This window comes from Streptomyces sp. NPDC002446, assembly GCF_053595675.1.
Genome location: NZ_JBSFYC010000022.1, coordinates 1 through 21,162, shown reverse-complemented (window position 1 = coordinate 21,162; position 21,162 = coordinate 1). Strand labels below are relative to the sequence as shown.

General features: G+C 70.8%; 23 protein-coding genes and 5 tRNA genes. 8 read left to right on the top strand and 20 right to left on the bottom strand.

Going from position 1 to position 21,162, the window contains the following annotated elements:
* Window positions 1-52 precede the first annotated feature (52 nt).
* On the top strand, window positions 53-238 hold the full coding sequence (gene rpmB / locus ACWD6P_RS15085) for a 50S ribosomal protein L28 (protein ID WP_006602870.1): 186 nt from the start codon (window positions 53-55) through the stop codon (window positions 236-238).
* 104 nt (window positions 239-342) lie between these two features.
* Here rpmB and thiD read toward each other — a convergent pair whose 3' ends face one another.
* Both thiD and ACWD6P_RS15075 read right to left on the bottom strand, forming a co-directional pair.
* A complete protein-coding gene (gene thiD, locus ACWD6P_RS15080) occupies window positions 343-1,173 on the bottom strand; it encodes a bifunctional hydroxymethylpyrimidine kinase/phosphomethylpyrimidine kinase (RefSeq protein WP_451444517.1) in 831 nt (276 codons plus the stop codon).
* 10 nt (window positions 1,174-1,183) lie between these two features.
* Complete coding sequence (locus ACWD6P_RS15075; RefSeq protein ID WP_451444516.1) at window positions 1,184-2,152, bottom strand: thiamine-phosphate kinase; 969 nt, start codon at window positions 2,150-2,152, stop codon at window positions 1,184-1,186.
* A 158-nt stretch (window positions 2,153-2,310) separates the two neighbouring features.
* Between ACWD6P_RS15075 and ACWD6P_RS15070 the strand changes: the two genes are divergently transcribed.
* Window positions 2,311-2,544 (top strand): Lrp/AsnC family transcriptional regulator, encoded by a 234-nt coding sequence (locus tag ACWD6P_RS15070; protein WP_030414214.1) that lies wholly within the window; start codon window positions 2,311-2,313, stop codon window positions 2,542-2,544.
* 9 nt (window positions 2,545-2,553) lie between these two features.
* Window positions 2,554-3,045 carry a DUF3515 domain-containing protein gene (locus ACWD6P_RS15065; RefSeq protein WP_451444515.1) on the top strand — a complete coding sequence of 164 codons (492 nt, stop codon included), beginning with the start codon at window positions 2,554-2,556 and terminating at the stop codon, window positions 3,043-3,045.
* Here the strand turns inward: ACWD6P_RS15065 and ACWD6P_RS15060 are convergent.
* The 3 genes from ACWD6P_RS15060 to ACWD6P_RS15050 all read right to left on the bottom strand — a co-directional run bounded on the left by ACWD6P_RS15060 (window position 3,042) and on the right by ACWD6P_RS15050 (window position 6,151).
* Complete coding sequence (locus ACWD6P_RS15060; protein ID WP_451444514.1) at window positions 3,042-4,178, bottom strand: D-alanine--D-alanine ligase family protein; 1,137 nt, start codon at window positions 4,176-4,178, stop codon at window positions 3,042-3,044. The genes ACWD6P_RS15065 and ACWD6P_RS15060 overlap by 4 nt on opposite strands.
* A 108-nt stretch (window positions 4,179-4,286) precedes the next feature.
* Window positions 4,287-5,288, bottom strand: a complete 1,002-nt coding sequence (locus tag ACWD6P_RS15055; protein ID WP_451444513.1) for an NAD(P)H-dependent glycerol-3-phosphate dehydrogenase — start codon at window positions 5,286-5,288, stop codon at window positions 4,287-4,289.
* On the bottom strand, window positions 5,285-6,151 hold the full coding sequence (locus ACWD6P_RS15050) for a lysophospholipid acyltransferase family protein (protein WP_451444512.1): 867 nt from the start codon (window positions 6,149-6,151) through the stop codon (window positions 5,285-5,287). Before ACWD6P_RS15050 ends, ACWD6P_RS15055 begins: the two co-directional genes overlap by 4 nt.
* Before the next feature lie 143 nt (window positions 6,152-6,294).
* Here ACWD6P_RS15050 and cofC point away from each other — a divergent pair, with 143 nt between their 5' ends.
* Window positions 6,295-6,978 (top strand): 2-phospho-L-lactate guanylyltransferase, encoded by a 684-nt coding sequence (cofC, locus tag ACWD6P_RS15045; protein ID WP_451444511.1) that lies wholly within the window; start codon window positions 6,295-6,297, stop codon window positions 6,976-6,978.
* Here the strand turns inward: cofC and ACWD6P_RS15040 are convergent.
* The 5 genes from ACWD6P_RS15040 to leuC all read right to left on the bottom strand — a co-directional run bounded on the left by ACWD6P_RS15040 (window position 6,959) and on the right by leuC (window position 10,448).
* Window positions 6,959-7,162, bottom strand: coding sequence for a hypothetical protein (locus tag ACWD6P_RS15040; RefSeq protein WP_451444510.1), 204 nt, complete (start codon window positions 7,160-7,162; stop codon window positions 6,959-6,961). The genes cofC and ACWD6P_RS15040 overlap by 20 nt on opposite strands.
* 88 nt (window positions 7,163-7,250) lie before the next feature.
* Complete coding sequence (locus ACWD6P_RS15035) at window positions 7,251-7,913, bottom strand: HU family DNA-binding protein (RefSeq protein ID WP_451444509.1); 663 nt, start codon at window positions 7,911-7,913, stop codon at window positions 7,251-7,253.
* 125 nt (window positions 7,914-8,038) lie between these two features.
* On the bottom strand, window positions 8,039-8,284 hold the full coding sequence (locus tag ACWD6P_RS15030; RefSeq protein WP_358456528.1) for an SCO5555 family protein: 246 nt from the start codon (window positions 8,282-8,284) through the stop codon (window positions 8,039-8,041).
* A gap of 136 nt (window positions 8,285-8,420) precedes the next feature.
* Window positions 8,421-9,014, bottom strand: a complete 594-nt coding sequence (leuD, locus tag ACWD6P_RS15025) for a 3-isopropylmalate dehydratase small subunit (protein WP_451444508.1) — start codon at window positions 9,012-9,014, stop codon at window positions 8,421-8,423.
* Window positions 9,015-9,017: 3 nt separating this feature from the next.
* Window positions 9,018-10,448, bottom strand: a complete 1,431-nt coding sequence (gene leuC / locus ACWD6P_RS15020) for a 3-isopropylmalate dehydratase large subunit (RefSeq protein WP_451444507.1) — start codon at window positions 10,446-10,448, stop codon at window positions 9,018-9,020.
* A gap of 174 nt (window positions 10,449-10,622) precedes the next feature.
* On the opposite strand from leuC, the gene ndgR reads away from it, so the two are divergent.
* The gene (ndgR, locus tag ACWD6P_RS15015) at window positions 10,623-11,339 is read left to right on the top strand and encodes an IclR family transcriptional regulator NdgR (RefSeq protein WP_030414225.1); all 717 of its coding nucleotides are present in this window, start codon (window positions 10,623-10,625) and stop codon (window positions 11,337-11,339) included.
* 91 nt (window positions 11,340-11,430) lie between these two features.
* Here ndgR and ACWD6P_RS15010 read toward each other — a convergent pair whose 3' ends face one another.
* Entirely contained in the window at window positions 11,431-11,910 is a 480-nt protein-coding gene (locus ACWD6P_RS15010) for a DUF4188 domain-containing protein (protein WP_451444506.1), read from the bottom strand.
* 120 nt (window positions 11,911-12,030) lie between these two features.
* On the opposite strand from ACWD6P_RS15010, the gene ACWD6P_RS15005 reads away from it, so the two are divergent.
* The gene (locus ACWD6P_RS15005; protein ID WP_451444505.1) at window positions 12,031-12,678 is read left to right on the top strand and encodes a MerR family transcriptional regulator; all 648 of its coding nucleotides are present in this window, start codon (window positions 12,031-12,033) and stop codon (window positions 12,676-12,678) included.
* Window positions 12,679-12,722: 44 nt separating this feature from the next.
* Here the strand turns inward: ACWD6P_RS15005 and ACWD6P_RS15000 are convergent.
* The 9 genes from ACWD6P_RS15000 to ACWD6P_RS14960 all read right to left on the bottom strand — a co-directional run bounded on the left by ACWD6P_RS15000 (window position 12,723) and on the right by ACWD6P_RS14960 (window position 16,649).
* Window positions 12,723-12,795 (bottom strand) — tRNA-Glu (locus ACWD6P_RS15000).
* Window positions 12,796-12,836: 41 nt separating this feature from the next.
* Window positions 12,837-12,908 (bottom strand) — tRNA-Gln (locus ACWD6P_RS14995).
* 16 nt (window positions 12,909-12,924) lie between these two features.
* A tRNA-Glu gene (locus tag ACWD6P_RS14990) sits at window positions 12,925-12,997 on the bottom strand.
* A gap of 62 nt (window positions 12,998-13,059) precedes the next feature.
* A tRNA-Glu gene (locus ACWD6P_RS14985) sits at window positions 13,060-13,132 on the bottom strand.
* A gap of 21 nt (window positions 13,133-13,153) precedes the next feature.
* Window positions 13,154-13,225, bottom strand: a tRNA-Gln gene (locus ACWD6P_RS14980).
* An 88-nt stretch (window positions 13,226-13,313) separates the two neighbouring features.
* Window positions 13,314-14,039, bottom strand: a complete 726-nt coding sequence (locus tag ACWD6P_RS14975; RefSeq protein WP_451444504.1) for an HAD family hydrolase — start codon at window positions 14,037-14,039, stop codon at window positions 13,314-13,316.
* 81 nt (window positions 14,040-14,120) lie between these two features.
* Window positions 14,121-15,605, bottom strand: a complete 1,485-nt coding sequence (gene gltX / locus ACWD6P_RS14970; RefSeq protein WP_451444503.1) for a glutamate--tRNA ligase — start codon at window positions 15,603-15,605, stop codon at window positions 14,121-14,123.
* Entirely contained in the window at window positions 15,598-16,359 is a 762-nt protein-coding gene (locus ACWD6P_RS14965) for a fumarylacetoacetate hydrolase family protein (RefSeq protein ID WP_451444502.1), read from the bottom strand. The genes gltX and ACWD6P_RS14965 overlap by 8 nt, the downstream gene beginning before the upstream one ends.
* Before the next feature lie 101 nt (window positions 16,360-16,460).
* Window positions 16,461-16,649 carry a hypothetical protein gene (locus ACWD6P_RS14960; protein ID WP_451444501.1) on the bottom strand — a complete coding sequence of 63 codons (189 nt, stop codon included), beginning with the start codon at window positions 16,647-16,649 and terminating at the stop codon, window positions 16,461-16,463.
* A gap of 592 nt (window positions 16,650-17,241) precedes the next feature.
* Between ACWD6P_RS14960 and ACWD6P_RS14955 the strand changes: the two genes are divergently transcribed.
* Window positions 17,242-20,877 carry a nitrate- and nitrite sensing domain-containing protein gene (locus tag ACWD6P_RS14955; RefSeq protein ID WP_451444500.1) on the top strand — a complete coding sequence of 1,212 codons (3,636 nt, stop codon included), beginning with the start codon at window positions 17,242-17,244 and terminating at the stop codon, window positions 20,875-20,877.
* Between the two features lie 9 nt (window positions 20,878-20,886).
* The coding region (locus ACWD6P_RS14950; RefSeq protein WP_451444578.1) for a roadblock/LC7 domain-containing protein at window positions 20,887-21,162 on the top strand (276 nt) is incomplete at its 3' end.

The following is a 21,162-nucleotide window of genomic DNA, read 5'->3' as shown; positions in this document are numbered from 1 at the left end:
TCGGCTCGTCGGGATTTCACCGTAAGTGCATCTGAAGTCTTTGGAGTGACCCGTGGCTGCCAACTGCGACGTCTGCGGCAAGGGGCCGGGCTTCGGCAAGAGTGTCTCGCACTCGCATCGCCGTACCAACCGTCGTTGGAACCCCAACATCCAGACGGTGCGTGCAGTGATCGGGCGCACGCCGAAGAAGCTGAACGCCTGCACCTCGTGCATCAAGGCCGGCAAGGTCTCGCGCTGACGCCTTAGCCGTAGCGCAGCCCAACCGGTTGCTTGGGAAGCCGGTCCACCCTGGTGGTGGACCGGCTTTCGCCTTTCCCGGAGCGCGGTCGGTCCGGAGCGCGGTCAGTGCTCCCCGCGCAGCCGCCAGCCGTGGTCGACGGGGCCGATGCCCGCGCCCAGCCGGAAGCCGGCCGCGAGGGCCCCGGTGACGTACTCCTTGGCGGCCGCGGCGGCCTGCGGGACGGTGTCCCCCTTGGCGAGCTGTGCGGCGAGGGCGCTGGCGAGGGTGCAGCCGGTGCCGTGCGTGTGCCGGTTGTCGTGGCGCGGGGCGCGCAGCCAGTGCTCCTCGGTCCCGTCGGTGAGCAGGTCGACGGCCTCGTCCCCGGCGCCGCCGGCCCCGCGGCCGCGCGCGGCGGGCAGGTGGCCGCCCTTGATGAGCGCCCAGCGCGGCCCGAAGTCCAGGACGGCGGCGGCCGCCCGGCGCATATCGGCCTCCTCCCGGACCTGTACGCCGGTGAGCTGGGCGACCTCGTCCAGGTTGGGGGTGGCGACGGTGGCCGTCGGCAGCAGCTTGGTGCGCACCGCGTCCAGTGCGGAGGCGGCGAGCAGCGCGTCGCCGTGTTTGGAGACCCCCACGGGGTCGACGACGACCGGGACGGGCAGTCCGGCGAGCAGCTCGGCGACGGTCTCGACGAGCTCCGCCGAGGAGAGCATGCCGGTCTTGACCGCCTGGACGCCGATGTCGTCGACGACGCTGCGGAACTGGGCCCGCACGGCCTCGGCGGGCAGCTCCCACGCCCCCTGCACGCCCAGGGAGTTCTGGGCGGTGACGGCGGTCAGCACGCTCATGCCGTGGGTGCCGAGCGCCAGCATCGTCTTCAGGTCGGCCTGGATACCCGCGCCGCCGCCGGAGTCGGACCCGGCGACGGTCAGGACGCGTGGAGGTGTGCGCATACCGCCGAATCTACTCGGCGTGCCCGTTGTCCCCGAAGTGGTCCCAGCCGGCCTTCGCCCAGGGGGCGCCGTCCACCGTCACCTGCGGCAGCGCGGACGGGTTGAGCACCTCGCCGATGACCTTCCACCGGGCGGGCAGCTTCACGTCCGGCGGGAAGGTGGCCACGATCGCGTGGTCCTCACCGCCGTTGAGCACCCACTGCATCGGGTCCACGCCGACCGCCGTGCCGATGTCGGACATCTGCGAGGGGATGTCGATGGCGGCGGACCGCAGATCGATCCGGACCTTGCTGGCCTCGGCGATGTGCCCCAGGTCGGCGACGAGCCCGTCGCTGACGTCGGTCATGGCGGTGGCGCCGAGTCCGGCGGCCGCCGGGCCCGCGTGGTACGGCGGCTCGGGGCGGCGGTGCGCCTCCACGAAGGCGCGCGGCGAGCGGAAGCCGCGGGTCAGGACGGCGTGCCCGGCGGCGGACCAGCCCAGCCAGCCGGTCACCGCGACCACGTCGCCGGGCTGGGCGCCGGCCCGGGTGACCGGCTCCTGGTTGCGCAGGTCGCCGAGCGCGGTGATGGCGACGGTGATGGTGTCGCCGCGTACGACGTCCCCGCCGACGACCGCGGCGCCGGCCACCTGGCACTCGTCGCGCAGCCCGTCCATCAGCTCGGTCGGCCAGGTCGCGGGGAGCTCGGCGGGGACGACCAGGCCGAGCAGGATCGCGGTGGGCACCGCGCCCATCGCCGCGATGTCGGCGAGGTTCTGGGCGGCGGCCTTGCGGCCGACGTCGTAGGCCGTGGACCAGTCGCGCCTGAAGTGCCGGCCCTCCAGGAGGATGTCGGTGCTGGCGACCACCCTCCGGTCCGGCGCGGTGACCACCGCGGCGTCGTCACCCGGCCCGATCCGTACCGCCGGAGTGGAGGTGAGCCGGGAGGTGAGCTCCCTGATCAGCCCGAACTCCCCCAGCTCACCCACGGTGCCCTTCATGCTGTTGCCCTTCCCATGTGTACGGACGGTCCGTACGTGGCTGACGGCTGCGCCCCACTTCCCATGTTCACCGCGCGGGTCTCCCCGCTCCGCACGGTGACGCGGTACCGTGGCGTCCCTTCTTCCCACATGATCCTCGTAGCCGCCCTGGAGGTTCCGTGGTACAGGCCTACATCCTGATCCAGACCGAGGTCGGCAAGGCCTCGGCGGTAGCGGAAGTGATCTCGAAGATCCCTGGTGTGCTGCAGGCCGAGGACGTGACCGGTCCCTACGACGTCATCGTGCGCGCCCAGGCCGACACCGTCGACGAGCTGGGACGGATGGTGGTCGCGAAGGTCCAGCAAGTGGAGGGCATCACCCGCACCCTCACCTGTCCGGTCGTTCATCTGTAGCTCCCCCGTATGCTCGGCCGGGTGATCTGTGCACGTCGCCGGTACCTGGCCCCGCCGCTGCTCACCGTGCTGTTCGCCGCGGTGGGCTGTTCGTCCTCCGGGGACGTGGCCGCCCCCTCACCCCAGGGTGAGGCGGCGCGGCACTGCCGGGCGCTCCACAGGGAACTGCCGCGGACCCTGGACGGGCTGAAGCGGCGTGGCGCCGAGCCCGTCTCCGACTTCACTGCCATATGGGGCGATCCTGCCGTGAAACTGCGCTGCGGGGTGCCGAAGCCCGACGTCCTGACGTACGGGAGTGAACATTACAACCCCCAGGCCGACGCGGCGGAAGTCAACGGCGTCGAATGGCTCTTCGAGAAGCAGGACGACGGCTACCGCTTCACGACCGTGCTGCGCAAGGCCTATGTCGAGGTGACCGTCCCGGGGAAGTACGCCCCCGAGGTCGATGTCCTCACCGACCTCGCGGGCGCCGTGCGCAAGACCGTCCCGAAGGGCGTCTAGCGCAGCCCCGTCGAGCGCTGCAGCGCGGCCTGGAGGAGCCGGTCGATCAGCTCCGGGTAGCTCACGCCGCTCTCCTGCCACATCCGCGGGTACATGGAGATGGGCGTGAACCCGGGGAGCGTGTTGATCTCGTTGATCACGAACTCGCCGTTCTCCTGCAGGAAGAAGTCCGCGCGCACCAGGCCCTCGCAGGAGGCCGCCTCGAAGGCCGCGACGGCCAGTTCCCGGACCTTGGCGGTCTCCTCGGCGGTCAGCGGGGCGGGCACGATCCCGGTGGCCGAGTCGATGTACTTGGCCTCGAAGTCGTAGAAGTCGTGCGCGGTGACCGGCGGGATCTCGGCCGGGACGCTGGCCCGCGGGCCGTCCTCGAACTCCAGCACCCCGCATTCGATCTCCCGGCCGCGCAGCAGCGACTCCACCAGGATCTTGGGGTCGTGCCGGCGGGCCTCCTCGATCGCCTCGTCCAGGCCGGCGAGGTCGTCGACCTTGCTGATGCCCATGGACGAGCCGGCCCGGGCGGGCTTCACGAAGAGCGGCCAGCCGTGCTCGGCGGCGAAGTCCACGATCTTCTTGCGGGCCGCCGCGGGGTCGTTGTCCCACTCCCGCGGGCGGATGACCTCGTACGGGCCGACCGGCAGCCCGAAGGAGGTGAACACCCGCTTCATGTAGTCCTTGTCCTGGCCGACGGCGGAGGCGAGCACGCCCGAGCCGACGTAGGGCACACCGGAGAGCTCCAGGAGGCCCTGCAGGGTGCCGTCCTCGCCGTAGGGGCCGTGCAGGACGGGGAAGACCACGTCGACCTCGCCGAGCGCCTTGGGCACCGAGCCCGGCTCGCTGTAGACGACCTCGCGGTTGGTCGGGTCGACGGACAGCTGCACCGCGCCCTCGGCCGACCCGGCGAGCTCGGCCACGCTGGGCAGCCGCTGGTCCGTGATGGCCATCCGGTCGGGGTCGTCGGCGGTCAGCGCCCAGCGGCCGTCGGTGGTGATGCCGATGGGCAGCACGTCGTACTTCTCGCGGTCGATGGCGCGCAGCACGGCTCCGGCGGTGAGTACGGAGATGGCGTGCTCGGAGCTGCGGCCGCCGAACACGACGGCGACGCGGGGCTTGTGGGAGGAGGTCTGGCTGCTCATATCGCGTTGAGGGTACCTGCTGGTAGAGCGTGCGTCAGTGTTGCGGCGCCGGGTAGTACCGCCGCAACCGGCAACGGCCCCCACCTTGGCCCACCACGCCTCGGGGTGCTAGTGGCGCTCGGACTTCGCGCTGCGTGACATCAGTTCCTTGAGGGCCACCATCGGGGGCTTGCCCTCGTGGACGATGTCCACGACCGTCTCGGTGAGCGGCATGTCGACGCCGTGCCGGCGGGCCAGATCCAGTACGGATTCGCAGGACTTGACGCCCTCGGCGGTCTGCTTGGTGACCGCGATGGTCTCCTGAAGCGTCATCCCGCGGCCGAGGTTGGTGCCGAAGGTGTTGTTGCGCGACAGCGGCGAGGAGCAGGTGGCGACGAGGTCGCCCATGCCGGCCAGGCCCGCGAAGGTGTGCGCGTCGGCGCCCATGGCCAGGCCGAGCCGGGTGGTCTCGGCGAGTCCGCGGGTGATCAGGGACGCCTTGGCGTTGTCGCCCAGGCCCATGCCGGTGGCGATGCCGACGGCCAGCGCGATGACGTTCTTGACCGCGCCGCCCAGTTCGCAGCCCACCACGTCGGTGTTGGTGTACGGGCGGAAGTACGAGGTGTGGCAGGCGGTCTGCAGACGCCGGGCGACCGACTCGTCGGTGCAGGCGATGACCGCGGCGGCGGGCTGCCGCGCCGCGACCTCCTTGGCGAGGTTGGGACCGGTCAGCACGGCGACGCGCTCCGCGGGGGCCTTGGCGACCTCCTCGATGACCTCGCTCATGCGCTTGGCCGTACCCAGTTCGACGCCCTTCATCAGGGAGACGAGGATCGTGTCGGCGGGCAGCAGGGGCGCCCATTCGGCGAGATTGCCGCGCAGCGTCTGGGACGGGACGGCCAGCACGGTGAACTCCGCGTCGTGTGCCGCCTGTGCGGGGTCGGTGGTGGCCCGTACGGACGCGGGGAGCTCGACCCCCGGCAGGTAGTCGGGGTTGGTGCGGCCGCTGTTGATGGCGTCGACCAGGGCGGCGCGGCGCCCCCACAGGGTCACCTCGCATCCCGCGTCGGCCAGCACCATCGCGAATGCGGTGCCCCAGGACCCCGTGCCGTAGACGGCGCAGCGCGTCACTTGCCTTCATCCTCCTGTGCCTGCTGGGTGCTTCGGGCCTGCTGCGGGGCGACGGCGCCTTCGGTGGCGACGGCCGGCTCGGCGGCGGTGCGGGCGGCCGCGGCGGCCCGGTCGGCCTTGGCGGCTTCCCGGGCGGCGCGGCGCTCCTGGGCGATCGCCTTGCGCCAGTCGTACGGTTCGGCCGGCGCCGCCTCGCCGCGGAGCTCGGCGAGCTGCTCGGTGATCGCGGACATGATGCGGTCGGTGACGGCGCGCAGCACCTCGGCGGTCGGCTCCTGGTCGTAGTACGCGCTCAGGTCGACCGGCGGTCCGGCCTTGACCCGCAGGGTCTTGCGCGGGAAGAGCTGGACCTTCTTCTCCTTGGCGTAGGGCGGCATCGCGTCGTTGGCGCCCCACTGCGCGACGGGGATGACCGGCGCCTTCGTCAGCAACGCCACCCGCGCCGCACCGGTCTTGCCCTGCATGGGCCACAGCTCCGGGTCGCGGGTGAGGGTGCCCTCGGGGTAGAAGGCGACGCATTCGCCCTTGTGGATGGCGGTGACGGCGGCGCGGAACGCGGTGGCCGCGTCGGTGGTTTCCCGGTAGACGGGGATCTGTCCGGTGCCGCGCATCATCAGGCCGACAAAGCCGCTCTTGAAGAGTCCGGCCTTGGCGAGGAATCGGGGGACCCGCCCGGTGTTGTACTGATAGTGCGCATACGAGAGCGGATCAAGATACGAGTTGTGGTTGACCGCGGTGATAAAACCGCCGTCGGCCGGAATGTGCTCCATTCCCCGCCAGTCCCGCTTGAACAGAACCAAGAGCGGCGGTTTGCAGATGACCGCGGCCAAGCGGTACCAGAAGCCGATTCTGCGGCGGGACACTGGGACACCCTCCTTGTGGGACCTGCGAAGCTGCTGCGGGCGGCCGGCAGCCGCACAAGTGTCGCCCCAGGTACCCGCTCTGTCGAGGACACCGTAACCCCGGCGCTCCCGGAGAGCGGCGGCAGCAGGTGAGAATGGCGCCGATGCGAAGAGACGGAGCAGATGGCGCAGCAGAGGCGGCCTGGAGCCTGGTCGTACCGCTGAAACCGCTGGTGCGGGCCAAGAGCAGGCTCTCGGGGGCGGCCGGTGAGGAAGTCCGGCCCCGCCTCGCCCTCGCGTTCGCCCTGGACACCGTGGCAGCGGCGCTGGCCTGCGGGTACGTGCGGGATGTGGCGGTTGTCACGGACGATCCGGTGGCCGGGGAGCGCCTGGCGGCCCTGGGGGCGCGGATCGTGCCCGACACACCGGCGCGCGGCCTCAACGCGGCGCTGGCCCATGGAGCGAGCGTGGTCCGGGCGCGTCGCCCGGGTGCGGCGGTCGCCGCGCTGAACGCCGACCTTCCGGCACTGCGCGCGGCCGAGCTGGAACTGGTGCTCCATTCCGCTTCGCTATTTCCCCGTGCATTTCTCGCGGATGCGTCGGATATCGGGACAACACTTCTGACGGCGACTTCCGGAGTGGAATTGGAGCCGGCATTCGGCGGTGCGTCGCGGGCCCGTCACCTGGCATCCGGGGCGCGGGAGATCGTCGTGCCGGACGTGCCTTCGGTACGCCGGGACGTGGACACCGCAGAGGATCTGCTGGCCGCGCTGGCGCTGGGCGTGGGCCCGCACACGGCGCTCCAGGCACCGCGCGCCGAGCCGCGGGTCAGAGCGTCTGGAGCGTGATCAGGTCGATGTGCCGGGCGTCGCCTTCCCCGCTGACCTCGATCCGGACCCGCTGACCGGGCCGCAGCAGCAGCAGCCCGCCGGCGTCGAAGGCCGCCGCGTCGAAGGGCAGCGGGGTGCCGTCGTCCAGCAGCACACTGCCGGAACGGGTCTCGGAGTCGTACGTATACGCGGTGGCCTGCATGGCAGAGAGCCTAGACGGCGCCCGAACGCAGCGCGGGCCGGGCTCCCCGGAGGGAGACCGGCCCGACGCATGGCGTCGCCGCTGCTGCTCACCGCTTGCGGGCGGTGGTCTTCTTCGCCGTGGTCTTGCGGGCGGTGGTCTTCTTGGCGGGCGCCTTCTTCGCCGTCGCCTTCTTGGCGGGGGCGGTCTTCTTCGCCGTGGCCTTCTTGGCGGTGGTGGCCTTCTTGGCCGGGGCCGCCTTCTTGGCGGTGGCGGCCTTCTTGGCGGTGGTCTTCTTCGCCGTCGTCTTCTTGGCGGTGACCTTCTTCGCCGTGGTGGTCTTCTTCGCCGCGGCCTTCTTGGCGGTGGTCGCCTTCTTCGCGGCGGCCTTCTTGGCGGTGGCCTTCTTCGCGGCGGCCTTCTTGATGGCCGCACCGCCGGTCAGGCTGCCCTTGGGGGCCTTCTTGACGGCGACCTCGCCGCCCTTGGGGAGCTTCTTCGAGCCGCTCACCAGGTCCTTGAAGCCCTGACCGGCGCGGAATCGCGGAACCGAGGTCTTCTTGACCCGGACGCGCTCACCCGTCTGCGGGTTACGGGCGTAGCGGGCCGGACGGTCGACCTTCTCGAACGAGCCGAATCCGGTGACCGAAACTCGGTCGCCGGAGACAACTGCACGGACGATTGCGTCCAGAACTGCGTCGACGGCGTCCGCGGCGTTCTGGCGGCCGCCGAGCTTGTCGGCAATGGCTTCTACGAGCTGCGCCTTGTTCACGTCTTCCCCTTCGGAGACATTGCTGGAACGAAAGTTTCCAAGCTTTTTCGCACGTTAGGCAGATATATACCGCAAATCAAACACGAAACGGGCTAATCACCCTTGTGCCGCAACGAACTCGACCTTCACGGACTTCCGTCGGCGTGCACATCTTCGGGATAACGACCTTCGTCGAGGTCTTCCATGAACCACTCCAGACGCCTTGCCGCGTCCGCAAGATCGTGTTTAGCCGCGGCCGTGATGACGAGCAGCTTCCGGGTCAGCGCCATCCGTACGCCCTCCGGGACTTGCAGTGTCCGCACTCTTGCGTGTGCGTCCTTGAGCCGGTCGGCGACGAGACCGTAGAGCTTGAGTTGGTCGTCGCGTTCCATGCGCTAATTGTGCCATCTGCGGCGAGTTGTCGCTTCACGGGGCCTCAACGGCCGCCTGGACAAGCAGATGCGCCCCCTGCCAACTGCACAGGGGGCGCATCGTACGCAATATGGCTTTGAGCCATAAAACCCGAGGTCAGACCTCCATCGTACGCGGCTTGAACGACGGCCGGTTCGCCTCGTACGCCACGATGGACGACTCCTCCCGAAGGGTGAGGCTGATGTCGTCCAGCCCCTCCAGCAGACGCCAACGAGCGTTCTCGTCCAGCTCGAAGTCGGCGGTGACACCCTCCGCGCGGACCTGCCGGTCCACCAGGTCGACGGTCACCTCGGCGGCCGGGTCGGCCTCCAGCAGCGTCTGCAGCCGGTCCACGGTCTCCTGCGGAAGGACCACCGTCAGCAGGCCGTTCTTGAGGGAGTTGCCGCGGAAGATGTCCGCGAAGCGCGAGGAGATGACGGCCTTGAAGCCGTAGTTCTGCAGCGCCCAGACGGCGTGCTCACGCGAGGATCCGGTGCCGAAGTCGGGCCCGGCGACCAGCACCGTGGCGCCCTTGTACTGCGGCTGGTTGAGGACGAACTCCGGGTCCTTGCGCCAGGCCTCGAACAGCCCGTCCTCGAACCCGTCACGGGTGACCTTCTTCAGCCAGTGGGCCGGGATGATCTGGTCGGTGTCGACGTTGCTGCGGCGCAGCGGGACGGCCCGGCCGGTGTGGGTGGTGAAAGCTTCCATGGTTCAGACTCCCGCGGGCGTGGCGACGTCGGCGTCGGACAGGTCGGCCGGTGAGGCCAGATGGCCGAGAACCGCCGTCGCGGCGGCGACCTGCGGCGAGACCAGGTGCGTACGACCGCCCTTGCCCTGGCGGCCCTCGAAGTTGCGGTTGGAGGTGGACGCGGAGCGCTCACCGGGCGCCAGCTGGTCGGGGTTCATGCCCAGACACATCGAGCAGCCCGCGTGCCGCCATTCGGCGCCCGCCGCGGTGAACACCTTGTCCAGCCCCTCGGCGACGGCCTCCAGGGAGACCCGGACCGAGCCGGGAACGATCAGCATCCGCACCCCGTCGGCGACCTTGCGGCCGTCCAGGATCGCGGCCGCGGAGCGCAGGTCCTCGATGCGGCCGTTGGTGCACGAACCTACGAAGACGGTGTCCACGGTGATCTCGCGCAGCGGCTGACCCGCCGTCAACCCCATGTATTCCAGGGCCTTTTCGGCGGCGAACCGCTCCGAGGCGTCCTCGTACGAAGCCGGGTCGGGGACGCTCGCCGAAAGCGGCGCGCCCTGGCCGGGGTTGGTGCCCCAGGTGACGAACGGCGACAGCTCGGCGGCGTCGATGCGCACCTCGGCGTCGAAGACCGCGTCGTCGTCGGTGCGCAGGGTCTTCCAGTACGCGACCGCGGCGTCCCAGTCCCCGCCCTCGGGGGCGTGATCACGGCCCTGGAGGTAGTCGAAGGTGGTCTGGTCGGGGGCGATCATGCCCGCCCGCGCACCCGCCTCGATCGACATGTTGCAGATGGTCATCCGGGCTTCCATCGACAGCTTCTCGATGGCCGAGCCGCGGTACTCCAGGACGTAGCCCTGACCGCCGCCGGTGCCGATCTTGGCGATGATCGCCAGGATCAGGTCCTTGGCGGTGACGCCCTCGGGCAGCTCGCCGTCGACGGTGATCGCCATGGTCTTGAAGGGGGCCAGCGGCAGCGTCTGGGTGGCCAGGACGTGCTCGACCTGGCTGGTGCCGATGCCGAACGCCAGGGCGCCGAAGGCTCCGTGGGTGGAGGTGTGGCTGTCACCGCAGACCACGGTGGTGCCGGGCTGGGTCAGTCCCAACTGCGGTCCCACGACGTGGACAACACCCTGCTCGACGTCGCCCAGCGGGTGCAGCCGGACACCGAACTCGGCGCAGTTCTTGCGCAGCGTCTCCAGCTGGGTGCGCGAGACCGGGTCGGCGATCGGCTTGTCGATGTCGAGGGTCGGAGTGTTGTGGTCCTCGGTGGCGATGGTCAGGTCCGTGCGGCGCACCTGGCGGCCGGCCTTGCGGAGGCCGTCGAACGCCTGCGGGCTGGTGACCTCGTGCAGCAGGTGCAGATCGATGAAGAGGAGGTCGGGCTCGCCTTCCGCGCGCCGGACGACATGGTCGTCCCAGACCTTCTCCGCGAGTGTCCGTCCCATCGCTTTCCCTCCGGCCGGCCGCTGTGCCGGCCTTGCTCGTCCATGCGCGGTGCCCACGGAAATCCCCTTGGCGGGCGCGACGCCGGGCCCTGGTCGAGGGCCACACCTACAGCCTGACGACTTCCCTGGAAAATTGAACTTGCGTTTCACAGTGTGAGACGCAAGTATCGTTGCATGGACAACTCTAGCGGCGTCGGCGTTCTCGACAAGGCAGCTCTGGTTTTGAGTGCCCTGGAGTCCGGTCCGGCCACCCTCGCCGGGCTGGTCGCGGCGACAGGGCTTGCACGACCCACGGCCCACCGGCTGGCCGTGGCTCTGGAACACCACCGGATGGTGGCGAGGGACATGCAGGGCCGGTTCATCCTGGGCCCGCGGCTCTCCGAGCTGGCCGCGGCGGCCGGCGAGGACCGCCTGCTGGCCACGGCCGGACCGGTGCTCACCCACCTGCGCGATGTGACGGGCGAGAGCGCCCAGCTCTATCGCCGGCAGGGCGATATGCGTATCTGCGTGGCGGCGGCGGAACGGCTGTCCGGACTGCGGGACACCGTCCCGGTCGGTTCCACACTCCCCATGAAGGCGGGCTCGGCCGCCCAGATCCTGATGGCCTGGGAGGAGCCCGAGCGGCTGCACCGCGGCCTGCAGGGCGCCCGCTTCACGGCCACCGCCCTGTCCGGCGTACGGCGCCGCGGCTGGGCCCAGTCGATCGGCGAGCGCGAGCCGGGCGTGGCGTCCGTCTCCGCCCCCGTACGCGGCCCCTCCAACCGCGTGGTGGCCGCCGTCTCGGTCTCCGGACCGATCGAGCGGCTGACCCGCCACCCGGGCCGGATGCACGCCCAGGCGGTCATCGACGCCGCCGCCCGCCTCTCCGAGGGCCTGCGGCGCAACGGCTGACGGCGGCACCCCGGCCCCGTACGGATCGTCCGTACGGGGCCGGGGCGTCTTCGCAGGCCGGAATCACTGCGCGGGGCCTGCTCCCCGCAGGTCAGGCCGCCAGCCGCGCCGCCGCCCGCTCCCCGCGGCGCCCGACCGGCACCACTCCGCGGACCGCCCCCAGGCCGACGGGCGGCATGTTGGCGTAGATGCTCTCGTACGAGCCCGCCGGGACGGCATAGGTCTCGTGCCAGATGCCGACCCTGTCGCGGCCCGCCCGCGCCCGCCGGTTGTACGCCGCCCAGGCCGGCCGGTGCTCACCGCCCTGGTCACCGGCGTAGGCCAGCAGCTTCTCCGTCGACTCCCAGTACTGCAGCATGCCGAAGCACCGCAGGCCCGGCAGGGGCCGGATCCCGAGCAGCCCCCGCCCCTTCTCCTTCTGCAGCTCCTTGAGCATCCGCGGCATCGCCAGGAACACCGGCAGCCAACTGCGCACCGCCCACCAGCTGTTGACCCGCATCCCGATGAGGAAGACCACCACCTCCCCGTCGCCGTCCGCCGTCATCCGTCCCTGTACCGGCTTACCGCTCATGACAACCCCCTGGACACGTTGGATAGCCTCACTATCCATGCTTGGATAGTGCCACTCTCCAACATGGGGCGCAAGGGGAACCCGGAACACGGGAAACCGACGAGGAAGGGCGCAAGCGCGGTGCGACTGGCGGAGCTGAGCGAACGCAGCGGGGTCTCCACCCCCACGATCAAGTACTACCTGCGCGAGGGGCTGCTGCCGCCGGGCCGCCGGATCACCGCCACCCAGTCCGAGTACGGCGAGGAGCATCTGCGCCGGCTGCGGCTGGTACGGGCCCTGATCCAGGTCGGCCGGATCCCGGTGACCACCGCCCGCGACGTGCTGACCGCCATCGAGGACGACTCGCTCAATCACCACCACCGGCTCGGCGCGGCCGTCCAGGCACTCCCCCACGGCCCGGAGGCGGACGAGGCGGACCCCGCGACCGCCGCCGCCCGGCGCACCGCCACCGAGCTGCTGAAACTCCTCGACTGGCGCTTCAGCCGCGACGTCACGGACGCCTCCCGCCCCTTCGGCATGCTCGTCACCGCCATCGCGGCGCTGCACCGCCTCGGCTACGCCTGCGACACCGCGCATCTGCTGCCGTACGCCCGCCAGGCGGAGCAGCTGGCCGTCTTCGACCTGGATCTGGTCGAGGAGTTCCCGACGCCGGAGGAGCAGGTGGAGGCGGCCGTGGCCTTGACGGTGCTGTACGAGCCCGTGCTGCTGAGCCTGCGCCGCCTGGCGGAGGCGGAGGAGTCCAACCGGCGCTTCGGCACCGGCGGTTGAACGCGAGAAGGCCCCCCGCTCGACGCGGGGGGCCTTCTTCTCTGTACCCCCGACCGGATTCGAACCGGCGCTACCGCCTTGAGAGGGCGGCGTGCTAGGCCGCTACACAACGGGGGCAAGTTTTCCTGCAGTTGAGCTTGTCACGAGGACACGCTGCGCTGGGCTACCAGGACTCGAACCTAGACTAAATGAACCAGAATCACTCGTGCTGCCAATTACACCATAGCCCATGGTGGTTTAGACCAGTACCCCCGACCGGATTCGAACCGGCGCTACCGCCTTGAGAGGGCGGCGTGCTAGGCCGCTACACAACGGGGGCCCTAGCGATCCTGCATGAGAGGCAGCGGGTGCGACCCGGACTGTCTCCCTGGGAAGGATCTGTACCCCCGACCGGATTCGAACCGGCGCTACTGCCTTGAGAGGGCAGCGTGCTAGGCCGCTACACAACGGGGGCTTTGCAGATGAGCTCTGCGAGCTGGCCTACCAGGACTCGAACCTAGACTAACTGAACCAGAATCAGTCGTGCTGCCAATTACACCATAGGCCATCAAAGCGCAACCCCCCGCGGGGGGCTTGATTTGATCCGCGCCTTCCGGCCGGACCTTTCGGCCCTCTCGGGCGGCGCAGGAAGAACATTACCCGATCGTGGACGGGGCTCCAAAACCGATAACTCCGCGCAACAGCTCGGGGAGCTCCGCCAGGCTCGCGATGCGCCGCACGCCCGGTGGCAGCCCCTCTCCGGTGCCCGTACGGTCCAGCCATACGGCGGTCAGCCCGGCGTCCCGGGCGCCCAGTGCGTCGATGTCGAGCCGGTCGCCGACGTAGACGACCTCGCCGGGCGGGAGGCCGAGCACCTCGCAGGCGCCCGTGAACGCCTCCGGGGCGGGCTTGGCGTGCCCCAGCTCGTCGGCGCACAGCACCGCCTCGAAGCGTTCGCGGATGCCCAGCGCGGCCAGCTTGCGCTCCTGGTTGGCGGTGGAGGAATTGGACAGCACCGCCTGGCGGACCAGCGGCGCCAGCGCCTCCAGGGCGGGCGCCGAGTCCGGGAAGAGCACCCAGGACGCTTCGTAGTGCGCTCTGTACCGGGCGAACCAGGCGTCTGCCTCGTCGTCGGTCAGCTCGGTGCCCAGAAACGTCCGGGCGCGTCCCCTGCGGTGGTCGAGAAACCCCACCTCGCCCGCGAGGAAGCGGGCGAACTCGGTCTCCATGGCGTCGCGCCAGCGGGCCAGCGCCGCCTCCTCGCCGCCGTACGCGGCCAGCAGCCCCTCCGCCCTCAGGTGGCGCAGCGCGCCGGTGCGGTCGGACCCGGTGTAGTCGAAGAGGGTGTCGTCGATGTCCCACAGGACGGCGCGGATGGGCATGGCGGCAATCTAGCGGAGCGGTCCGGGTGCGCCACGGGCCCGGACGCCGTGCGGCGTCCGGGCCCGTGGGGCGCGTACGGGTCAGCCGGCCAGCTTGGCCAGCGCCGCGTCGATGCGGGCGAGCGTGCGCTCCTTGCCGAGGACCTCGAGGGACTCGAAGAGGGGCAGGCCGACCGTGCGGCCGGTGACCGCCACCCGGACGGGGGCCTGGGCCTTGCCCAGCTTGAGGCCGTGCTCCTCGCCGGCGGCCAGGACGGCCTCCTTGAGGGGCTCGGGGCCCGCGGTCCAGTCGGCGGCCGCCAGCTTGGCGCGGGCGGTGGTCAGGAGGGCGACCGGGTCGCCCTTGCCCATCGCCTTCGTCCATGACGCCTCGTCCTCGACCGGCTCCTTGCGGAAGAGGAAGTCGACGTTGGCGGTGATGTCGGACAGGACGGTGAGGCGGGTCTGCGCGTGCGGGGCGATGGCCTGCCAGGCGGCCTCGTCGAAGTCCTCGGGCTCCCAGTTGGCGAAGGGGGCCTTCAGCCAGGGCGCGCAGGCCTTGACGAAGTCCTGGACGTCCAGCTGCCGGATGTGGTCGGCGTTGATCGCCTCGGCCTTCTTCAGGTCGAAGCGGGCCGGGTTGGCGTTGACGTCCGCGATGTCGAACTTCTCGATCAGGTCGGAGACCGAGAAGATGTCCTGGTCGGCCGAGAAGGACCAGCCGAGCAGCGCAAGGTAGTTGAGCAGGCCCTCGGGGAGGAAGCCGCGGTCGCGGTAGAGGTTGAGGGAGGCCTGCGGGTCGCGCTTGGAGAGCTTCTTGTTGCCCTCGCCCATGACGTACGGGAGGTGGCCGAAGGCCGGGATCTCCTTCGCCACGCCCAGCTCGATCAGCGCCCGGTAGAGGGCGATCTGGCGGGGGGTGGAGGAGAGCAGGTCCTCGCCGCGCAGCACGTGGGTGATCCCCATCAGGGCGTCGTCGACGGGGTTGACCAGGGTGTACAGCGGGGCGCCGTTGGCGCGGACGATGCCGTAGTCCGGGACGTTCTCCGGGGTGAAGGTCAGCTCGCCGCGCACCAGGTCGGTGAAGGTGATCGGCTCGTCGGGCATCCGGAAGCGGATGATGGAGCTGCGGCCCTCGGCCTCGTAGGCGGCCTTCTGCTCGGCGCTCACCTCGCGGCACTTGCCGTCGTAGCCGGAGGGCCGGCCGGCCTTGCGGGCGGCGTCGCGGCGCTCGTCGAGCTCCTCGGTGGTGCAGTAGCAGGGGTAGGCGTACCCGGCGGCGAGGAGCTTGTCGGCGATGTCCTTGTAGAGGTCCATCCGCTGGGACTGGCGGTACGGCGCGTGCGGGCCGCCGACCTCGGGGCCCTCGTCCCAGTCGAAGCCGAGCCAGTGGAACGAGTCCAGCAGCTGGTTGTAGGACTCCTCGGAGTCGCGGGCCGCGTCGGTGTCCTCGATGCGGAAGACCAGGGTGCCCTTGTTGTGGCGTGCGTAGGCCCAGTTGAACAGGGCGGTACGGATCAGGCCGACATGGGGGTTACCGGTCGGGGAGGGACAGAAACGGACGCGGACGGGGGTCGCGTTAGCCACGCTTGATCACCTTGTTGGTGAGAGTGCCGATGCCTTCGATGGTGACGGCGACCTCGTCGCCGACGTTGAGGGGGCCGACCCCGGCCGGGGTGCCCGTGAGGACGACGTCGCCGGGGAGCAGCGTCATCGCCTCGGTGATGTGGACGATCAGGTCCTCGATCGGGCGGACCATGTCACTGGTGCGGCCGAGCTGGCGCTGCTCGCCGTTGACCGTGCACTGGATGGTCAGATCGCTCGGGTCGAGCTCCGTCTCGACCCAGGGGCCGAGCGGGCAGGAGCTGTCGAAGCCCTTGGCCCTGGCCCACTGGTCCTCGCGCCGCTGGACGTCGCGCGCGGTGACGTCGTTGGCGCAGGTGTAGCCGAGGATGACGTCCTTGACGCGCTCGCGGGGCACCTCGCGGCACATCCGGCCGATGACCACGGCGAGCTCCGCTTCGTGGTGCACCTCCTGGGAGAAGGAGGGGTACGCGATGGGGTCGCCGGGGCCGATCACCGAGGTGGACGGCTTGAAGAAGGCGACCGGCACGTCCGGGACCTCGCTGCCCAGCTCGGCGGCGTGCTCGGCGTAGTTGCGGCCGATGGCCACGACCTTGTTGGGCAGCACGGGCGGCAGCAGCCGGACCTTGGCGAGGGGGACCTTCTGCCCCGAGCGCTCGAATTCCGCGAAGGGATGCCCCTTGATGACGTCGAGTTCGTCGCCTTCGAGGACGCCGAAGCCGACGTTGCCGTCGATGGAGAATCTGGCGATGCGCACGGGTGCCGCTGCCCCTCATTGATCACTGGCCGGAGTTGACACTCCAGGCTATCGCCCCCGTTTCGGGACGCGCCGCCTGCCATGGCCCGGCCGCGGCGCGATTACGCCGGGGCACCCTGCCCGGGCGCGTCCATCAGGACGGTGCGGCGGGGGTTGGCGGTCTGCTGGGGCAGCTCGACGGTGTGCTCCGGTACCTCGGGGGCGGCGCCGAGCTCGTCGGCGTCCGTGAGGTGGGCCAGGGTGGTGCGCCGCGGATTGGCTATGTTGCGGAACATCATCGTCGTCTTCACTGCTTCATGCCTCGCGATTGTCAAAGGTCGGAATAGGGGTTGCGGAAACCCATCTTGTCGTTTCCGGCAACTGTGTAAAGCGACAGGCTATGCGCGCTATTCCCTGCCGTGCGGCGGGGAACTCAACGATCTTCCTGTGAGTTTGCTCACGAACTGTGCGACAAATGCCGCATTTCCCTTGATCAACATCCTTGGGCGAATCGGACAATGGCGGATTGAAGCGAACGTTCCGCTCCCGATCACCGCACCTGGGACAGCCGGCGGAGGCGAACGACTCGCGGGCAAAAGTCCGTTATCTACCACAGGAGTCTCTACGAGTCGTGACGCACTCCCTACATTGCGTCATCCATGTCACAGCGGCCGGCACCGCTCTTGTTGGAGATCCGGCACTGTGCTGGAATTCCACGGACCGCCGCACGTTTCAGCCGGCGCGCAGGGCGCAAAGTGGCGCCGCGCGGTGGTGCCGCTCTCTCGGCCAGAGGGGGCAGCCCGCCGGTCATCACGACCGCCATTGGGGGGACTCAGCGGTCTCCCATACGACTCGACACCGTCCTGCTGAGGTGGGACGCCTGGTCCAGAGGTTGCGACGCTAGTGCAGGGACGTTTCAAGAGGGATGGCAGCGCTGCGGCGGACCCGGAGCTCCGCGGCGGAACCGACCGCGGCTCCTCGCCCCAGCGCGCCCAGAGCAACGGTTCCGCCGGGGGCACACTGCCCGCCGACGGGGGCGGCCAGGCGCCGGGCGGCGACGCCGCGGACAGCGGCCGGTCCAAGGCCCCGAACGGCCCCACCGGGCCCGGCTCGCGAATAGCGCTGCGCAACTGGCGGATCAGCACCCGCCTGGTCTCCCTGCTCGCGCTGCCCGTCGTCGCCGCGACCACGCTGGGCGGCATGCGTATCGGCACCCAGCTGGAGAACATCGACCAGCTGGACAAGATGCAGCTGCTCACCGAGATGACCCGGCAGGCGACCGAGCTCGCCGACGCGTTGCAGGTGGAGCGGGACAAGTCGGCCGGTCCGCTGGCCGGCACCGGCAACGCCAAGGACGACGCGAACGTCGTCGCGCCCCGCGAGTCGACCGACCGCGCCAAGCTGTCGTTCAACCAGGCCACCGACGACATCCGGGGCCAGGACGCCACGATGGCCGGTGTCCGGGCGACCGTTCTGGAGATCACCCGCCAGCTCAACACCCTCAACGAGATCCGGGCCAACGCCTACAAGGACGAGGGCAACGCCGCGCGGACCATCACCAGCTACAACCAGCTGATCAACTCGCTGCTGTCGCTCTCCCAGGACATGGCGCAGGCGACCAGCAACCCGGAGATGATCCGCTCGACCCGTGCGCTGGCCGCGTTCTCGTCGGCCAAGGAGTACGCGTCGATCCAGCGCGCCCTGGTCAGTTCCGGCCTCGCCCACAAGGGCGGCCCGGAGCTCTCCTCCAACGACCGGCTGGCAGGCCGTAACGCGGAGGACAGCGAGAAGGCGGCGCGCGACCGCTTCCAGCAGATCTACGCCAACAACGCCGGCGCGCTCACCCGCGGTCTGGACGGCAACAACGACGAGATCAAGGCCGCGGTCGCCTTCGCGCACCGCGCCTTCGCCAGCGGCTCCGGCATCCGCAGCCAGGACTACCGCTACCTCGACTGGTACGACTCCGACACCGTCAAGATCGACGAGATGTCGCGGATCGAGACCACGCTGCTGTCCGAGATGGAGCAGAAGTCCCGCGAGCTGCGCAACGAGGCCACGCAGGACGCGATCATCAATGGTGCGGTGATCCTGCTCGTCCTCGGCGTCTCGCTGGTCGGCGCGTTCGTCGTGGCGCGGTCCATGGTCCGCTCGCTGCGCCGGCTGCAGGACACCGCGCAGAAGGTCGCCCAGGACCGGCTGCCCGAGCTGGTCAAGCAGCTGTCGGAGTCCGACCCGCAGGACGTGGACACCTCCGTCGAGTCGGTCGGTGTGCACAGCCGGGACGAGATCGGCCGGGTGGCCGCGGCCTTCGACGACGTGCACCGCGAGGCGGTCCGCCTCGCCTCCGAGCAGGCGCTGCTGCGGGGCAACGTCAACGCGATGTTCACCAACCTCTCGCGCCGCAGCCAGGGCCTGATCCAGCGCCAGCTGTCGCTGATCTCCGAGCTGGAGTCCCGCGAGGCCGACCCGGACCAGCTGTCCTCGCTCTTCAAGCTCGACCACCTCGCCACCCGCATGCGCCGTAACGGTGAGAACCTCCTGGTCCTCGCCGGTGAGGAGCCGGGGCGCCGGTGGACGCGGCCGGTCCCGCTGGTCGACGTGCTGCGTGCCGCGGCCTCCGAGGTGGAGCAGTACGAGCGGATCGAGCTCAACGCCGTTCCGCAGACCGAGGTGGCCGGCCGGGTCGTCAACGACCTCGTGCACCTGCTCGCCGAGCTGCTGGAGAACGCCACCTCGTTCTCCTCGCCGCAGACCAAGGTCAAGGTCACCGGTCACGCGCTGCCCGACGGCCGGGTGCTGGTCGAGATCCACGACACCGGTATCGGCCTGTCCCCCGAGGACCTGTCGGCGATCAACGAGCGGCTGGCCAGCCCGCCGACCGTGGACGTCTCGGTGTCCCGGCGGATGGGTCTGTTCGTGGTCGGCCGGCTGTCGCTGCGGCACGGCATCCGCATCCAGCTGCGGCCCTCCGACTCCGGCGGCACCACCGCGCTGGTCATGCTGCCGGTCGACCTCGCCCAGGGCGGCAAGAAGCCGGCGCCCAGCAACGCCAAGAGCGGTGCCGGCGAGGTCGGCGGTGCGCCCTCCAGCCGGCTCGCGGGGCTCCAGCCGCGCGGTCAGGTCGGTTCGGGTCCGTCGGCCGGCGCACGCCCCGCACTGCCCTCGCGTGGCGGTCCCGGCGGTGCGGGCGGCGGGTTCGGCTCGCCGGCGCCCGGCGGCCGTACGAACGCTCCCGGCGCGGGTTCCCCGAACGCCGCGGGTCCGGCCGCCGGCCGTCCCGGCGGTGCGCGCCCGCTGCCCACCCGCGGCGCCGACGGCGGCCCGGCGGCCACCGTGGCGCCGCCGACCGGCGCGCCCCGCCGCGAGGAGCGTCCGCAGCTTCCGCCGCGCGGCCCCGCGGCCGAGCTCACGGGCGGCGGCTCGCCGGCCGGTGGCCAGGGCGGTCAGGGCGGCCGGGGCGGTCAGAGCGGCCGCGGCGGTCAGCAGCCCGGTGGTACGAGCTGGGGTGCGCGCCGTGAGCGCAGCGGCTCCGACGACTGGCCGCTGGCGTCCCGCGAGGTGCCGGACCAGCCGCGCGGCCACGAGGAGCCGGAGAGCACCGGCAGCTTCGAGCGGCCCGCACCGAGCGGCGGCCCCGCTGACACCACCGCGTTCGCCCGCCCCGACTTCAACGGCCCGCCGCCGGCCGCCGACGGCGGCGCCGGCACCGGCCGGTTCGCCCGCCCGGACAGCGACACGGGCCAGTTCGAGACGGGCCCGTCCGAGACGGGTCAGTTCGAGACGGGTCAGTACGCAACTGGTCGGCACGACACCGGGCAGCACGACACCGGGCAGTTCCAGCAGCCCGAGGCCGACCCGTACGAGACCGGGCAGCTCGACGCCCGTCAGCTCCGGCAGCCGGACGCCGAGCCGGCTCCGTACGCCGACGAGCCGCAGGGCACCGGCCGGTTCCCGGCGCAGCAGCCGCAGGGCCGCGGTGCTCCGGACGCCGATGTGCTCGGCGGAGCGGACGCCGGTCCCGGGGACGGCCGTACGCCGATCTTCGACACCATCGAGTCCAACTGGTTCGGTACGCCGGCGGCCGCCGCTGCCGGTGTGCCGCCGCAGGGCACGGACGCCGCCGAAGCGCCGCCGCTGCCGCGCCGCGGTGCCGCGCAGGAAGCCGCGCAGGACGGCGGTGCCCGCAGCGACGCGCCGGTCAACGGTGTGCACAACGGAGCGCAGGCCGACGCCGCCACCCAGTGGCGTACCTCGCCGAACGACGAGACCTGGCGGCAGGCGGAGCAGATCCGCCAGCCCGCCTCGGGCGGTGTCACCACCTCCGGGCTGCCGCGCCGGGTCCCGCGTGCGAACCTCGTCGCGGGCACCGCGCAACAGCAGCAGTCTCCCCAGAGCGGTCCTCAGGTCTCGCGCGCGCCCAGCGACGTGCGGGGCCGGCTGACCAACCTCCGTCGGGGTATCCAGCAGGGCCGGCAGGCCGGGACGTCGACCACCGGCACCCACGGCACTGTCGACCCCACACACCAGCAGGAGCGTTAGTTGAGTCCGATGAGCCAGGCGGCGCAGAATCTGAACTGGTTGATCACCAACTTCGTGGACAACACCCCCGGGGTGTCGCACACGGTGGTGGTCTCCGCGGACGGGCTGCTCCTCGCCATGTCCGAGGGCTTCCCGCGCGACCGTGCCGATCAACTGGCGGCGGTGGCCTCCGGGCTGACCTCGCTGACCGCCGGCGCCTCCCGCATCTTCGAGGGCGGGAGCGTCAACCAGACCGTGGTGGAGATGGAACGAGGGTTCCTCTTCATCATGTCCGTCTCGGACGGA